Source organism: Chelativorans xinjiangensis, from assembly GCF_009812055.1.
In the GTDB taxonomy this organism is placed as follows: domain Bacteria; phylum Pseudomonadota; class Alphaproteobacteria; order Rhizobiales; family Rhizobiaceae; genus Chelativorans; species Chelativorans xinjiangense.
Window position 1 is genome coordinate 22,509 of sequence record NZ_WQNH01000031.1, and the last position, 13,700, is coordinate 36,208.

The 13,700-nt window shown below is 64.6% G+C and carries 18 protein-coding genes; 5 read left to right on the forward strand and 13 right to left on the reverse strand.

The genetic code is table 11. The annotated features are described in order from the left end of the window. Window positions 1–21 precede the first annotated feature (21 nt). A complete protein-coding gene (locus GM910_RS17630; protein ID WP_159589586.1) occupies window positions 22–1,218 on the forward strand; it encodes an MFS transporter in 1,197 nt (398 codons plus the stop codon). On the opposite strand, the gene GM910_RS17635 is transcribed toward GM910_RS17630, so the two are convergent. The 5 genes from GM910_RS17635 to dapD all read right to left on the reverse strand — a co-directional run bounded on the left by GM910_RS17635 (window position 1,208) and on the right by dapD (window position 5,195). Then, window positions 1,208–1,795: a transporter gene (locus tag GM910_RS17635; protein ID WP_159589588.1), complete on the reverse strand. Its 588-nt coding sequence runs from the start codon at window positions 1,793–1,795 to the stop codon at window positions 1,208–1,210. The two genes, GM910_RS17630 and GM910_RS17635, sit on opposite strands and share 11 nt — an antisense overlap. After that, the gene (gene dapE / locus GM910_RS17640; RefSeq protein WP_159589590.1) at window positions 1,795–2,982 is read right to left on the reverse strand and encodes a succinyl-diaminopimelate desuccinylase; all 1,188 of its coding nucleotides are present in this window, start codon (window positions 2,980–2,982) and stop codon (window positions 1,795–1,797) included. The genes GM910_RS17635 and dapE overlap by 1 nt, the downstream gene beginning before the upstream one ends. Window positions 2,983–3,212: 230 nt before the next feature. Continuing rightward, window positions 3,213–3,839, reverse strand: coding sequence for a DJ-1/PfpI family protein (locus GM910_RS17645; protein WP_159589592.1), 627 nt, complete (start codon window positions 3,837–3,839; stop codon window positions 3,213–3,215). A 114-nt stretch (window positions 3,840–3,953) separates the two neighbouring features. Continuing rightward, a complete protein-coding gene (locus GM910_RS17650; protein ID WP_159589593.1) occupies window positions 3,954–4,322 on the reverse strand; it encodes a DUF805 domain-containing protein in 369 nt (122 codons plus the stop codon). A gap of 18 nt (window positions 4,323–4,340) precedes the next feature. Further along, window positions 4,341–5,195 carry a 2,3,4,5-tetrahydropyridine-2,6-dicarboxylate N-succinyltransferase gene (dapD, locus tag GM910_RS17655; RefSeq protein WP_159589595.1) on the reverse strand — a complete coding sequence of 285 codons (855 nt, stop codon included), beginning with the start codon at window positions 5,193–5,195 and terminating at the stop codon, window positions 4,341–4,343. 154 nt (window positions 5,196–5,349) lie between these two features. Between dapD and GM910_RS17660 the strand changes: the two genes are divergently transcribed. Together GM910_RS17660 and GM910_RS17665 are read left to right on the forward strand one after the other, a co-directional pair. Further along, a complete protein-coding gene (locus GM910_RS17660; RefSeq protein ID WP_159589597.1) occupies window positions 5,350–6,189 on the forward strand; it encodes an LOG family protein in 840 nt (279 codons plus the stop codon). Window positions 6,190–6,369: 180 nt separating this feature from the next. Next, window positions 6,370–6,564 carry a hypothetical protein gene (locus GM910_RS17665; protein ID WP_159589599.1) on the forward strand — a complete coding sequence of 65 codons (195 nt, stop codon included), beginning with the start codon at window positions 6,370–6,372 and terminating at the stop codon, window positions 6,562–6,564. Here GM910_RS17665 and GM910_RS17670 read toward each other — a convergent pair. Beyond that, on the reverse strand, window positions 6,545–7,243 hold the full coding sequence (locus GM910_RS17670; RefSeq protein WP_159589601.1) for a pyrimidine 5'-nucleotidase: 699 nt from the start codon (window positions 7,241–7,243) through the stop codon (window positions 6,545–6,547). The two genes, GM910_RS17665 and GM910_RS17670, sit on opposite strands and share 20 nt — an antisense overlap. A 204-nt stretch (window positions 7,244–7,447) precedes the next feature. Here GM910_RS17670 and GM910_RS17675 point away from each other — a divergent pair, with 204 nt between their 5' ends. Beyond that, the gene (locus tag GM910_RS17675) at window positions 7,448–8,350 is read left to right on the forward strand and encodes a DMT family transporter (RefSeq protein WP_159589603.1); all 903 of its coding nucleotides are present in this window, start codon (window positions 7,448–7,450) and stop codon (window positions 8,348–8,350) included. Here GM910_RS17675 and GM910_RS17680 read toward each other — a convergent pair. The 3 genes from GM910_RS17680 to argB form a co-directional block, all read right to left on the reverse strand. Continuing rightward, complete coding sequence (locus tag GM910_RS17680; RefSeq protein ID WP_159589605.1) at window positions 8,347–8,757, reverse strand: carboxymuconolactone decarboxylase family protein; 411 nt, start codon at window positions 8,755–8,757, stop codon at window positions 8,347–8,349. The two genes, GM910_RS17675 and GM910_RS17680, sit on opposite strands and share 4 nt — an antisense overlap. Before the next feature lie 7 nt (window positions 8,758–8,764). Further along, entirely contained in the window at window positions 8,765–9,166 is a 402-nt protein-coding gene (locus GM910_RS17685) for a MerR family transcriptional regulator (RefSeq protein ID WP_159589607.1), read from the reverse strand. Between the two features lie 94 nt (window positions 9,167–9,260). Beyond that, window positions 9,261–10,154 (reverse strand): acetylglutamate kinase, encoded by an 894-nt coding sequence (argB, locus tag GM910_RS17690; RefSeq protein WP_159589609.1) that lies wholly within the window; start codon window positions 10,152–10,154, stop codon window positions 9,261–9,263. 144 nt (window positions 10,155–10,298) lie between these two features. Here argB and msrB point away from each other — a divergent pair, with 144 nt between their 5' ends. After that, a complete protein-coding gene (msrB, locus tag GM910_RS17695) occupies window positions 10,299–10,802 on the forward strand; it encodes a peptide-methionine (R)-S-oxide reductase MsrB (protein ID WP_159589662.1) in 504 nt (167 codons plus the stop codon). Between the two features lie 3 nt (window positions 10,803–10,805). Here the strand turns inward: msrB and yihA are convergent, their stop codons facing one another. The 4 genes from yihA to GM910_RS17715 all read right to left on the reverse strand — a co-directional run bounded on the left by yihA (window position 10,806) and on the right by GM910_RS17715 (window position 13,613). Next, window positions 10,806–11,480 (reverse strand): ribosome biogenesis GTP-binding protein YihA/YsxC, encoded by a 675-nt coding sequence (yihA, locus tag GM910_RS17700; protein ID WP_246226211.1) that lies wholly within the window; start codon window positions 11,478–11,480, stop codon window positions 10,806–10,808. Beyond that, on the reverse strand, window positions 11,477–12,115 hold the full coding sequence (locus GM910_RS17705) for a CatB-related O-acetyltransferase (protein WP_159589611.1): 639 nt from the start codon (window positions 12,113–12,115) through the stop codon (window positions 11,477–11,479). Before GM910_RS17705 ends, yihA begins: the two co-directional genes overlap by 4 nt. A gap of 119 nt (window positions 12,116–12,234) precedes the next feature. Next, entirely contained in the window at window positions 12,235–12,723 is a 489-nt protein-coding gene (locus GM910_RS17710; RefSeq protein ID WP_159589613.1) for an anthrone oxygenase family protein, read from the reverse strand. Window positions 12,724–12,755: 32 nt separating this feature from the next. Continuing rightward, entirely contained in the window at window positions 12,756–13,613 is an 858-nt protein-coding gene (locus GM910_RS17715; RefSeq protein ID WP_159589615.1) for a Rossmann-fold NAD(P)-binding domain-containing protein, read from the reverse strand. Window positions 13,614–13,700: the final 87 nt, after the last annotated feature.

A 13,700-nucleotide genomic window follows, 5' to 3' on the forward strand; every position in this document is an offset into this window, starting at 1 on the left:
TCATTCAGGCATTATGGCGCCATGTCTGACACACATCAAGCATCGCAAACACTACCGCCCTCCAGCATCGCGGGGCAGCGCATACCGCCCGCCGTCTTCCTTCTCACCGGCGCCGTGGCTGTGATCGGCTCGAACTCGCTGGTGCTGTCGCCGATCGCGCCGGAGGTGGCGCGGTCGTTCGGTGTTTCGGTGCCCACGGTGATGAGCGGCACCGCCGCCTTCGGGCTCGGCACGGCGGCGAGCGCGCTCCTCCTGGCGCGCCATATCGACCGCATCGGCGCCTGGCGCATGCTGCGGATAGGTTTTGCCCTTTTGGCGGCGAGCCTTCTCGTGAGTGCTGTCGCACCGGTGGCTTTCGTTCTCGTCGCGGCCCAGCTTGGCGCCGGTGTTGCCGCCGGCGTCGCGCTGCCGGCCATCTATGCCAGCGCGGCGGCGATCGCGCCGCCGGGCCGCGAAAGCAAGACGGTGGGCATCGTGCTCACGGGCTGGACGCTGAGCCTGGTCGCCGGAGTCTCGATCTCGGCAGTGCTGGCGGACTGGCTCGACTGGCGCGCTGTCTACGGCGCCGTGTTCCTGCTGGCGACAGGGGGCCTCGCCGTCCTCGTCTTCAATGGACACCGGGACAAGGTCTCGGTGGAGCCGGCAGCCTCGCCGCTGGCGGCGCTCGCCATTGTCGGCGTGCGGCCGCTGCTTTTGGCCTGCGGCGCTTTCATGACCGCCTTTTACGGCGTCTACGCCTATCTTGGTGACCATCTGCACTCAGGTCTCGGCCTGCCCATCAGCGCCAACGGGCTCGTCACCCTCGTCTACGGGCTCGGCTTCGGTGCGGCCGCCTTTCTCGATGGCCTGGAGAAGCGGGTGGCGCCGCGGCTGGGCCTGCCGCTCGCCTTCCTCGCCGTCGCTCTCATCTATCTGCTGATGGCCCTGGAAAGCGGGACATATGGCGCCGTCCTCGCGCTCGCCTTCCTGTGGGGCCTTGCCAACCACCTGGGGCTGAACCTCCTGATCGTGCGGCTGACGGCGCTTGAGCCGGCACGGCGCGGCGCCATCATGGGGCTCAACAGCGCCGTGACGTACCTGGCCGTCTTCGCCGGCCCGCTCGGCTTCGGGTGGCTCTACACCACGGCAGGCTTCGGCGCCCTGGCGGGCCTGGCGGTGGTGCTGATGGCGGTTGCCATCCTCGCCGCCTATGCCGCGCCCTCAAAATCTAAAAGCTGAGGCCGAGCAGGGACTGCAGAGCGACCAGCGAGGCGATGGACGTGACCAGCATGGCGAAGAAGACCGCCGAGCCGATCGCCGGCCCCTTGGCGATGGCGGCCACGGTAAGCCGCCAGGATAGGACGAGCGTGACGAGGAACAACACCAGCGAAACGAGGACCGTCAGGTCTTCCGTGCCGGGCAGGAACAGGCGCAGGAGCGCCGGCGGCAGCATCAGCCAGGCGAACAGCGCCGAAGCCCAGTTGATGACGACGACGTAGTGCACGAAGCGGTCGGCGATACCGGCCGGGCGGGCGGCCACGGCGAGTATGACGAGAGGCAGGATCCAGGCGCCGATATCGGCAAAGAACAACCGCACCAGCAGCGAGAAACGCGTACCGAAGGTCATCATCCCCGCCATGTCGTTGGCGATGCCAACCCAACCGACGACCAGCGCCGGCAGGGCGATGACGATGGCGAAGAACGAATTCCAGAAGCCGTCGGCGGAAAAGTCGAGCAGTTTGAGCCCGTCCGGCCGGCCCATCATGATGCGCAGGATACCGGTCAGGTACTGCTGTATCTCCTGCCCCGACGGCATCAGGCGAACCAGTCCTCGAGGAAACGGAGATAGATCAGGGTCAGTGCCTCCAGGTCGGCGAGCGCCACCCGCTCGTCGACCATGTGCATGGTCTGCCCGACAAGGCCGAACTCCACAACCGGGCAATAGTCCTTGATGAAGCGGGCGTCGGAAGTGCCGCCGGAGGTGGAAAGCGCGGGCTTTGCGCCGGCCACAGCCTCCACCGAGGCCGACAGCGTGTCGATCAGCTTTTCGTCGCGGGTGAGGAAGACGTGGCTTGGCCGATCGCGCCATTCGATCTCGAAATCCACGGGTTCGGCGCGGCCGGGGCGAAGGCGGCTTTCCTTGCTCGCACGGTCGAGCCGGTTGTGAATCTCGGCCTGCAGCGTTTCCACCCCCCACGCGTCGTTGAAGCGCAGGTTGAAGGCGGCGCTGGCGCGGGCGGGGATGACGTTGACGGCAGGGTTGCCGACGTCGATGGAGGTGATCTCCAGATTGGTGGGCTGGAAGTCGGCCGTGCCCTCGTCGAAGGGTGGTGAAAGCAGCGCCTCGGCAAGCATCAAGAGCCCACGCACCGGATTGTCCGCCAGATGTGGGTAGGCGACGTGGCCTTGCCGGCCGGTGACGGTAACGGTGCCCGAAAGGGAGCCGCGCCGGCCGATCTTGATGGTATCGCCCAGCTTTTCACGATTGGTCGGCTCGCCGACGACCGCGGCGTCCCACCTCTCGCCTCGCGCCACCGCCCATTCGAGCAGCTTGACCGTGCCGTTGATGGCCGGGCCTTCCTCGTCGCCGGTAATGAGGAAGGAGACGGAGCCTTTCGGGGCCCCATGCTTTTCGACATAGCGGGCAACGGCGGCGGTGAAGCAGGCGATGCCGCCCTTCATGTCCACCGCGCCGCGACCGAACATCTGGCCGCCGGCGATCTCGGCGGCGAAGGGCGGATGAGTCCAGGCTAATTCGTCGCCCGGCGGCACGACGTCCGTGTGGCCGGCGAACATCAAATGCGGCCCGATGCCGCCGATCCGCGCGTAGAGGTTCTTCACGTCGGGCGTGCCATCCTCGGTGAAAACCAGGCGCTCGGAAACCGCGCCGAGCGGCGCCAGCATGGCTTCGAGCGCGGCGAGCGCGCCACCCTCGCCCGGCGTCACGGAGGGGCAGCGGATCAGGGCGGCAAGGTTGGCGGCGGGATCGATGGGCAGTTTCATACTGCTGGCAATAATCGAAACCCCGCCGGCTGTCACGCCGGTTGGTGACGGGCGGCTAGAGCAATTCCAGGAAAAGTGGAAACCGGTTTTCCGTCCGGAATTGCGAAAAAACAAGGAGTTAGACCAAATCATCGATTCCATGAACGATGAATTGGTCTACACGCGAGGGGTTCTTTCGCCGCGCAGGCTGGGCGCCATGAGGCCCGGCACCCATTCCACGGCAAAACCGCTCACGCGGCGCTCCGCTCGGCACGGTCGGCCATGATTGTTTCGCCGTGGCGGATCTCGGTGCCCAGGACCCTGAGGCATTCGCGCATGAAGGCGGCGAGGCCCGGCCAGCCTTTCGCCGACACGAGATTGCCGTCGACATGGGCGCCGTCCGGCGGGACATCGATATAGGTGCCGCCGGCGAGCGTCACCTCCGGCTCGCAATATTGCAGCGCCGCGACTTCCTTGCCGCGCACCACGCCATCGACGGCGATCAGCACCTGCGCACCGTGGCAGATGGTGAAGATCGGCTTTCCGGCCTCGTGGAAATGGCGCACGATCGCCTGCACGCGGCTGTCGATGCGAATGTATTCGGGGCCGCGGCCGCCCGCCACGTAGACAGCGTCGTATTCCTCGGGCCGGACTTGCGAAAAGGTCTTGTTGAGCCCGTAGTCGTGGCCGAGCTTCTCGGTGTAGGTCTGGTGGCCTTCGAAATCATGCAGCGAGGTCTTGATCACGTCGCCCGCCTTCTTGTCGGGGCAGACGACGTGGACCGTGTGGCCGACCGCATGCATGGCCTGCTCGAAGACGAAGATTTCGTATTCCTCGCTGAACTCGCCGACCAGCATCAATATCTTCTTTCCGGGCATCTTCTCCTCCTTCTCCTCCAAGGCTTTTTTCACCGGCCAAAATAATTCGGCCGATGTTAGCCCCTGCGCCGGTGGAGAAAAAGCAATTTCTGGTCCGACCAGATTCCCCGGAGCTCACTCCGGCGCGTTGGTCAGCTCGCCGTATTCGTTCTTCCCCGAATCGCCCGGATAGACGCACAGGGCGATGAAGGTGAGGATGGAGACGATCGGGATGAAAAGCAGGACGGCGAACATGCCCGGCTTGCCGAAGTCGTGAAGCCGCTTCACTCCGAGCGCCACATAGGACCAGATCGACAGGAAGAAGATCGCCCAGAACGCGATCGCCCAGAACTGGCTGGTGCCGCTTTCCTCCGGCGCGAGCGTGAACTGGTAGAGCGGGAAGGCCTGGAAGATGGCGATGAGCAGGCCCGCCAGAAAATAGGGCGCGCGGCTCAGCCGGCCGGAAAAGCCGAAGAAGAGCCACTTGATCTGGTTGCTGCTCACGCCCCGCCGCCCCTGCCGTCAGTCTCTCAAAAGTTCGTTGATCGAGGTCTTGGAGCGCGTCTTCTCGTCGACACGCTTGACGATGACGGCGCAGTAGAGGCTCGGGCCCCAGTTCTGGCCGGGGACATGCCGGCCCGGCATCGAGCCGGCGACGACCACCGAATAGGGCGGCACCTCGCCGTAGAACACCTCGCCCGTGGTGCGGTCGACGATCTTGGTCGACTTGCCGATGAAGACGCCCATGCCGAGCACGGAGCCCTCGCGCACGATGCAGCCTTCCACCACTTCCGAGCGGGCGCCGATGAAGCAGTGGTCCTCGATGATGGTGGGGCCGGCCTGCATGGGCTCGAGCACGCCGCCGATGCCGACGCCGCCGGACAGGTGCACATTCTCGCCGATCTGTGCACAGGAGCCGACGGTGGCCCAGGTGTCGACCATGGTGCCCTTGCCGACATAGGCGCCGAGATTGACGAAGGAGGGCATCAAGACGGCGCCGGGCGCGATATAGGCGGAGCGGCGCACCACGCAGCCGGGAACGGCGCGGAAGCCCGCGCGTTCGAAATCGACGGCACCCCAGCCGTCGAACTTGGAGGGTACCTTGTCCCACCATACGGCATCGCCCGGCCCGCCCTTGATGACCTGCATCGGGTTGAGCCGGAAGGACAGGAGCACCGCCTTCTTGAGCCACTGGTTCACGTGCCAGTCGCCGTTCTCACGGCGCTCGGCGACGCGCGCCGCGCCGCTGTCGAGAAGCGTCAACGCCTCTTCCACGGCCTCGCGCACCTCGCCGCGCGTATCGGTCGTGACGGCGTCACGCTCCTCGAAAGCCTTCTCCACCGTCTGTTCCAGCGCGGCGATATCCGAATTCCTCATCGACAAATGCTCCGCTACACGGGCTGTTAAGGGCGCGTCCATAGGTTTAACAAAGGACGGAATGACAGCCGGCGCGGAACCTATGCGAAGCGCCGGAGGGGGTCAATCGCGGTGTGCGCGGCGCAGCCGCGCAGAAAGACGGGACTGGGATCGCATGAAGTCGAACGAAACCGGCGGCTGGACGCCGCTACCGCATTCCGACGAAGACCTGAAGCGCGCCCGCAGCGTGCCGGACACGCCGCAGACGCGGTCCGATACCTATCGGCTCGCCTGGGACGACGAAGACTTCATGACCCGCCGCGCGCTCAGGCCGGTGCGCCTGCAGCTCGAGTTGCTGAAGCCGGAGATGGCGCTGGGCGAGCGCGGCATCCGCTCCACCGTCATCCTGTTCGGCGGGGCGCGCATTCCCGAACCGGGCGGCGAGGCCTGGGCGGCCAAGAACAAGGTGCAGAAGAAGAACCTCGAGGCCAACAGCCGCTACTATGATGAGGCGCGCAAGTTCGCCCGGCTGTGCTCGGAGCATTCGGCGAAATCCTACTATCGCGAGTATGTGGTGGTGACGGGCGGCGGGCCGGGCGTGATGGAGGCGGGCAACCGCGGGGCTGCCGATTGCGGCGCGCCGACGATCGGCCTCAACATCGTCTTGCCGCACGAGCAGGCGCCGAACCTCTATGTGACGCCGGAATTGTGCTTCAACTTCCACTACTTCGCCATCCGCAAGATGCATTTCATGATGCGGGCGAAGGCGGTTGCCGTCTTTCCCGGCGGGTTCGGCACGATGGACGAACTGTTCGAGGCGCTCACCCTCATCCAGACCGGCCGCATGGAGCGCATGCCGGTGATCCTGTTCGGCACGGCCTTCTGGGAGCGCGCCATCGACCTTTCCTTCCTGGCCGAACAGGGCACGATCTCGCCCGGAGACGAGGAACTCATCACCTTTACCGACACGGCCGAGGATGCCTGGTCACATATCGCGGCGTTCTATAAGCTGTAGCAGGAAGACGGGGCGGTCCCGCCGCGCGGAACGCAACACCCGGCTCAAGCGTTTTTTAGAGCAATTCCAGGAAAAGTGGGAACCGGTTTTCTGTCCGGAATTGCGACAAAACAAAGAGTTAGACCAGTTCATCGATTCCGTGAAACGGTGAACTGGTCTATGCGGGGAAGGAGACCGGCCATGGCCAGAAGCGTTCCCGACGACGACATGATGGAGAACCAGCAGGCAAAAGATCTCGGCCACGCCACCAAATCGGCGGAGGACGCGAAGAGGCAGGCGGAACAGAGGGAGCGCGAGAGGCGGGAGGCGCTGGAGCGGGCGGCCTATCCCCCGGGAAAGCGGCAGCGGCGCATCATCACGCCACGACCGACGTAAGGAAAGCCGTCAGATCGTCGGTCACGTAGTCGACGTCGTCCTCCTCCCCCAGATCCTGCTCCCAAATCTCCGAAAAGGTCGGCTCGAAATTCTTCGGCACGATGAGCACCGTCGTCATGCCCAGCCGCTTGGGCACCCGCAGGTTGCGCGCCAGGTCCTCGAACATGACGGCGTTGGCCCCGGCGATGGTGTGCAGGGCGACGAAGAGATCGTAGCTTTCGGCCGCCGGCTTGGGCGTCATGCCGGCGGCGACGATGTCGAAGATATCCTCGAAATGGTCGAGGATGCCGAGTTGGCGGGCGGCGCGCTCCGCATGGCTGCGGTTGCCGTTGGTGAAGATGAACTTGCGGCCCGGCAGCGCACGGATGGCGTGGCCAAGCGCCGGGTCGGGCTGGAGCCAGTTGTAATCGATGTCGTGCACCTTCTGCAGGAAGTCGTCCGGTTCGACATGATAGCGCTCCATCAGGCCTTTCAGCGTGGTGCCGTATTCCCGGTAGAGCTCCTTCTGCACCTTGCGGGCTTCCTCCCGCGGCAGGTGCAGGAGCTCCGACACATAGGCCGTCATCTTCACGTCGATCTGCGAGAAGAGGTTGCTGTGGTGCGGATAAAGCGTGTTGTCGAGATCGAAGACCCAGTCGGTGACGTGGGCGAATCGGGTGGGGTCGGGTTGGTTCGTCATGACCGCTTATCGCAGATTTTCCGACACTCTTTCAAACTTTAGCAACGCAGGAAAGGAAGGAGAGAAGCGCAATTTCTTGCACCGGAGCCTGGCGGCGGCTAGTGGTGCAATCCTGACGGATGGCTCCCATCTGTCAGGACAAATCGCCCCGCCAGACCAATAGCTTGTAGTCTTCGCCTCCCGCCCTCCTTCTTCGGACCCTCTATGGAACTGTGGATCCCCATCACCATCGCCGCCGCCTTCCTTCAGAACCTGCGCTCGGCGGCGCAGAAGCACCTGAAGAGCGTGATGGGGACGACCGGCGCCACCTTCGTGCGCTTCGGTTTCGGCCTGCCGTTCGCCGTCCTCTTCGTGCTGGCGCTGCGCTATGGCGCCGGCTTTCCCTACGCTGTTCCCAACGGCCGGTTCATCGGCTGGGTGATGGTCGGCGGGCTGGGGCAGATCGCAGCCACCTTCCTGCTCATCCATCTGTTCTCCTTCCGCAATTTTGCGGTCGGCACCGCCTATTCGCGTACCGAGCCGGCGCAAGCGGCGGTCTTCGGCCTTGTCTTCCTGGGCGAGCTTGCCGGCCCTGCCACACTGATCGCCGTCGCAATTACAGTGATCGGCGTGATGCTCATCTCCGTCGCCCATGTGCCGATGAGCTGGCGCAATATCTTCGCCTCGCTCGTTAGCCGCAACGCGCTGATCGGGCTTGCCTCGGGCACGCTGTTCGGCGTGGCGGCGGTGGCCTACCGCGCCGCTTCGCTCTCGCTGGGCGGGCCGAACTTCATGATGCAGGCGGCGACCACGCTGCTCTTCACGATTTTTTTCCAGACCATCATCATGTTCGCCTGGATGCTCTGGCGTGACCCCAGCGAGATCGCGCGCATCGCGGTCGCCTGGAAGCCTTCGCTGTTCACCGGGCTCGTCGGCGCCTCGGCATCCTTCGGCTGGTTCGCGGCAATGACCCTGCAGCAGGCGGCGGTGGTGAAGGCGCTGGCGCAGGTGGAGATGATCTTCACCTTCGCCTCCACCGTCTGGTTCTTCGGCGAAAAGATCAACCGCACCGAGGTGGCCGGCTGCGCGCTGATCGTGGCGGGGATTCTGGTTCTGCTTCTGGCCTAGGCGTTTTTCCAGGCGGATACCTCACCCGATTTTGCGCGCTCAGCGAACAGTTCCAGCGCCGTGTTGATGCCGTTGATAGCGGCCGGCCATCCGCCATAGGCGGACATTTGCAGGATCACCTCGAGAATCTCCCGCTCGCTGGCGCCCGCGGCCAGGGTGTGCTCGATATTGACCTTAAGTTGCGGCGCCGTCTGCCCGCCGAGCGCGGTCAGCGCGGCCACGGTGGCGATCTGGCGCGTCTTCAGGTCGAGGCCGTCCCGGGCATACAGCCGGCCATAGGCCGATTCGATCAGCGTTTCGGCCAAGCCCGGCAGCGCGTCGTTGTAACGGGAGGCCAGTATTTCCTCCAGTTCGGGATTCAACTTTGCCGCAACAGTACGGCCCTTTTCGAGCGTGGTCGTTTCCATCGTTGCCTCATGTGCCATTGCTGTTCTTTCTGTGTCCGTCGATGTCCGCCAAGGGGCGCTTCTCGATTTCGCGGTAGTTGTCGATCTTGTAATCGAGCGTGTTCAAGCAGGCGGTGAGTTCGGCGATCTTTTCCCGCACGCGCTCCCGCTGGCACTCCAGCATCCGGCGACGCTCGGCGGAGGTCTTCACCCCCTCGCGGCGCAGCCGGGCGTAGGTCTCGATGTCAGCCAAGGGCATGCCGGTGGCCTTCAGCGCCTTGAGGAATTGAATCCAGTTCAGCACGGTCTCATCATAATCGCGGCGGTAGCCGTCGGCACGCCACGGTGGGTCGATCAGGCCGAGCTTCTCGTAATAGCGCAGCGTGTCGACGCTCAAGCCGCTGCGCATGGAAACCTCGCCTATCCGCATGGACTCGTCTCCCGTCGATCATCCGCCCAACAGGCATACGACTTGGAGTCCACTCCAGGTCAAGAACACAAATGACGAATTTGGCGGAGCGCCGCTACGGCACGATCAGCGTCCCCGCGCCATGCTCGGTGAAGAGCTCCAGGAGCACGGCGTGCGCCGTCTTGCCGTTGAGGATGACGACGCCTTCCACGCCGCGCTCGATCGCCTGGATACAGGTCTCGACCTTGGGGATCATGCCGCCGGAGATCGTGCCGTCCTTGATGAGGGCGCGGGCCTCGGCCACCGTCAGTTCGTCGATGAGCTTCATGTTCTTGTCGAGCACGCCCGGAACGTCCGTCAGGAAGAGCAGGCGGCTGGCCTTTACCGCGCCGGCGATGGCGCCGGCGAAGGTGTCGGCGTTGATGTTGTAGGTGTGCCCGTCGCGGCCAGGCGCCACCGGGGCGATGACGGGGATCATCTCGGAGCGGGCGAGGAGGTCGAGAAGTGTGCGGTCGACCTCCACCGGCTCGCCGACGAAGCCGAGATCGAGCACGCGCTCGATGTTGGAGTCCGGATCGGTGACGGTCTTGTGCGCCTTTTCGGCGAACACCATGTTGCCGTCCTTGCCGCACAGGCCGATGGCCCATTCGCCCTCGGCGTTGATCAGCGCCACGATCTCCTTGTTGATGGAGCCGGCCAGCACCATCTCGACGATCTCGACCGTCTTGCGGTCGGTCACGCGCAGGCCGCCCTCGAATTTCGATTCGATGCCCATCTTCTTCAGCATCGCGGCGATCTGCGGCCCGCCGCCGTGGACGACGATAGGGTTGACGCCGGACTGTTTCAGAAGCGCCACGTCGCGGGCGAAAGCCTGGCCGAGCTCGGCATCGCCCATGGCGTGGCCGCCGTATTTCACGACCACCGTCTTGTTCTCGTAGCGCTGCATATAAGGGAGTGCAGCGGAAAGCAGGCGCGCTTGCGCTTCGGCGGTCTCGGCGATGTCCGTCATGTCAGAGCCCTTCCATCGATCGTGCGTCTCATATCGCATTCGCGGGGGTGGGCAAATGCCCGAAGGCCCATATTCCTTCACGGCCCGTTGATTTGCCGGTGACAGGGAGCGTGCCTATTGTCTGCCAAAACGGAGATCGAGATGATGAAACGCCGCAACTTTCTCTATGTCGGCGCCGGCGCCATCGCCGCCCTTGGCGGCGGTGCTTTCATCCTGCGCGACAGGCCGGGCGCCAGCGCCTCCGCGAAGACGTTCGAGATCGCCAGGAGCGATGAGGAGTGGCGGGCGATCCTTTCGCCGCAGCAATATGCCGTCCTGCGCGAAGAGGCGACGGAGCGCGCCTTCACCAGCCCGCTGAACGAGGAAAAGCGCGCCGGGCTCTTCCACTGCGCGGGCTGTGACCTGCCGCTTTATTCGTCCGAGGCGAAATATGATTCGGGCACCGGCTGGCCGAGCTTCTGGGAAGCGCTGCCGGGCGCCATCGGCACGAAGGAAGACAACACCTTCTTCATGACCCGCACCGAATGCCACTGCAGCCGCTGCGGAGGCCATCTCGGCCATATCTTCGACGACGGCCCGCCGCCGACAGGAAAACGCCACTGCATCAACGGCGTGGCGCTGACCTTCCGGCCGAACGAGGCCGCGTAAGGCTCAGAGACCCGCGATGGCGCGGACGATCGCCGCCCGCAACTCGTCCATGCCCGCCCCTTTCTCCGAAGAGGTGGCAACGATTTCGGGGAAGGCGGCCGGGCGCTTTGCCATTTTCTCCCGCGTCTCCTCCATCAGCTTTGCCACGGCGGGCGGTTTGATCTTGTCAGCCTTGGTCAGCACCACCTGGTAGGAGACGGCGGCCGTGTCGAGCAGGTCCATCACCTCCTCGTCGATCTTCTTCACGCCGTGGCGGGCGTCGATCAGGAGATAGACGCGCTTCAGCGTCACGCGGCCGCGCAGATACTCGAAGACGAGCCTCGTCCAGGCATCGACCTGCGTCTTCGGCGCCTTGGCGAAGCCGTAGCCCGGCATGTCGACCAGCGCCATGGGCGGCAGGTCTCCGGCTTCTCCGCTGTAACCTTCGGGCACAAAGTAATTGAGCTCCTGCGTGCGGCCGGGCGTGTTGGAGGTGCGGGCAAGACCCTTCCGGCCGACCAGAGCGTTTATGAGCGAGGACTTTCCCACGTTGGAACGGCCGGCGAAGGCGACCTCCGGCGGCCCCTCGGGCGGCAGGAACTTCATCGCCGGCACACCGCGGATGAAGACCCACGGCCGCGCGAAGAGCTTGTCCCTACCGCCGTCCTTCGCCGGGCGGGCCACGGCTGCGCGGCTCACGCCGCCGCCTCCAGCTTCGCCAGATTGTTGCTGCGGATGGCGTTGAGATTGCGGGTGATCTTGTCGGCCGGCCAGTTCCACCAGGCGATGTCGAGCAGGCGGCGTACAGTCAATTCATCGAAGCGCATCTTCACCACCTGAGCCGCGTTGCCGGCTGCCACCGCGTAGGGCGGCACGTCATGGGTTACGACCGAACGCCCGGCGATGATAGCACCGTCGCCGATCTTCACACCGGGCATGATGACGGCCTCCATGCCGATCCACACATCGTTGCCGACCACCGTATCGCCGCGCACCTCGCGGCGCCAGCTCTCGATATCGAAGCCTTCCTCCCAACCCTGGCCGAAGATGTTGAAGGGGTAGGTCGAAAAACCCGACAGCACGTGGTTTGCACCGTTCATGATGAAGCGGGCGCCCTCGGCGATGGCGCAGAAGCGGCCGATGATGAGCTTGTCGCCGATGAATTCATAGTGGTGCAGCACGCATTTCTCGGCGAAGAGGTCCGGCCCGTCGGGGTCGTCGTAGTACGTGTATTCGCCGATCTCGATGTTGGGCTTGTCGACGAGAGGTTTGAGGAAACCGACGCGCGGGTGCAGGAAAATCGGGTGTTTGATCTCGGGCTTGGGTCCGTGCATGAGGGTCTCCACGATCGGTGACAAACGGAACGACTGTCGCGGGCGGCCTCCTCAACAGAACAGTTTCTATATACCGCACGGACCGCGGCGGACAAAGTGTCCGCCGCGATATCCCCCGGTCAGGCCTTGAGGCTCAAGGCGGCGATGAAGCAGGCGAGCGCAGCCAGGGAAGCGGCCGTGCGCACGTGGTTCCACGCGGTCCAGCGGGCGAGATATTGCCGCCAGTAGTCGGCGCCGGCTCCGCTCGCCGGATCGAGGGACGCCAGCGTATCGTTCATCGGCACGTTGAAGACGACGGTGACGAGAAACGTGCCGACGACATAGAGGACGGCGCCGGCGAGCATGAAGGCCGAGCTTGCGCCGTTCCAGCCGGCGACAGCGAGGACGCCGAGCACCAGCCCGAGCAGCGGCGTGCCGAAGAAGACCACGAAGAACAACGGGTTCTGTATGGTCACGTTGATTTCCTGCATGGCGCGGATGCCGGCGTCCGCCGGAATCCGACCAAGCGCCTGCATGGCGAAAGTGGAGAAGGTGAAGAAGAGGCCGGCCATGAGGCCGGCGCCGATGGCGGCGAAAAAGGTGAGGATGAAGGCGATGCGTTCGGACATGATGGCGGTTCCTCTCTTGCAGGCTCCAGCGACTATGAAGCGGCAGGCGCCTGCGCGTCCCACACGCCGCTTGCCGCCGTGCGCCGCACATAATCGGCGAAGTCGCGCGGCGCGCGGCCGAGCGCCCGCTGGACGCCGTCGGCCAGACGTTCGTTGCGCCCGTCTAGCACCTGGGTGAAGAGTTCGATCATCAGATCGATGAAGGGCTGAGGCACCTGCTGTTCGTGCAGGGCGGCGACGAACTTGTCGATGGCGACGCGCCTGAAGCGGATGTCGCGCCCGGTGGCAGTGGCGATCTCGCCGACGGCTTCGGCGAAGGTCAGAAGGCGCGGGCCGGTCAATTCGTAGAGCGTGCCGATGTGGCCGGGCTCGGTGAAGCAGGCAAAGGCGATGTCGGCGATATCGTCGGCATCGATGAAGGGCTCCCCGACGTCGCCCACCGGCAAGGCCAGTTCCCCTTCCAGAATGCCGTCGATCATGTAGTTCTCGCTGAAATTCTGCGCGAACCAGGCGGCGCGCAGCACCGTCCAGTCGGCGCCCGTGGCCTCGAAAAGCTTCTCGGCCTTCTCGGCGCCCTCCTCGCCGCGCCCGGACAGGAGCACGAGGCGCCTCACCCCCTTCTCCAGCGCCCTAAGGGCGAAGGCTTCGACGGTTTCGGCCGCCCCCGGCAGTGCGAGGTCCGGATAGTAGGAAAGATAGGCCGCGCTCACACCGTCGAGTGCGCCGTCCCAGGTCGTCCGGTCTTCCCAGTCAAAAGGAATGTCGGCGCTGCGCGAGCCGATGCGCACGGGCACGCCGTGGCTCGTCAGGCGCTCGGCAAGGCGACGTCCGGTCTTTCCGGTGCCGCCGGTGATGAGAATGGTGTCTGCGCTGGTTCGGTCGTTGGACATTTCCGTACTCCTCTCCTTGTTAAATATGTGAGCAACTCTCACATTTGCTAATGTGATAAATCCTCATATTATGAATGTCAACAACGA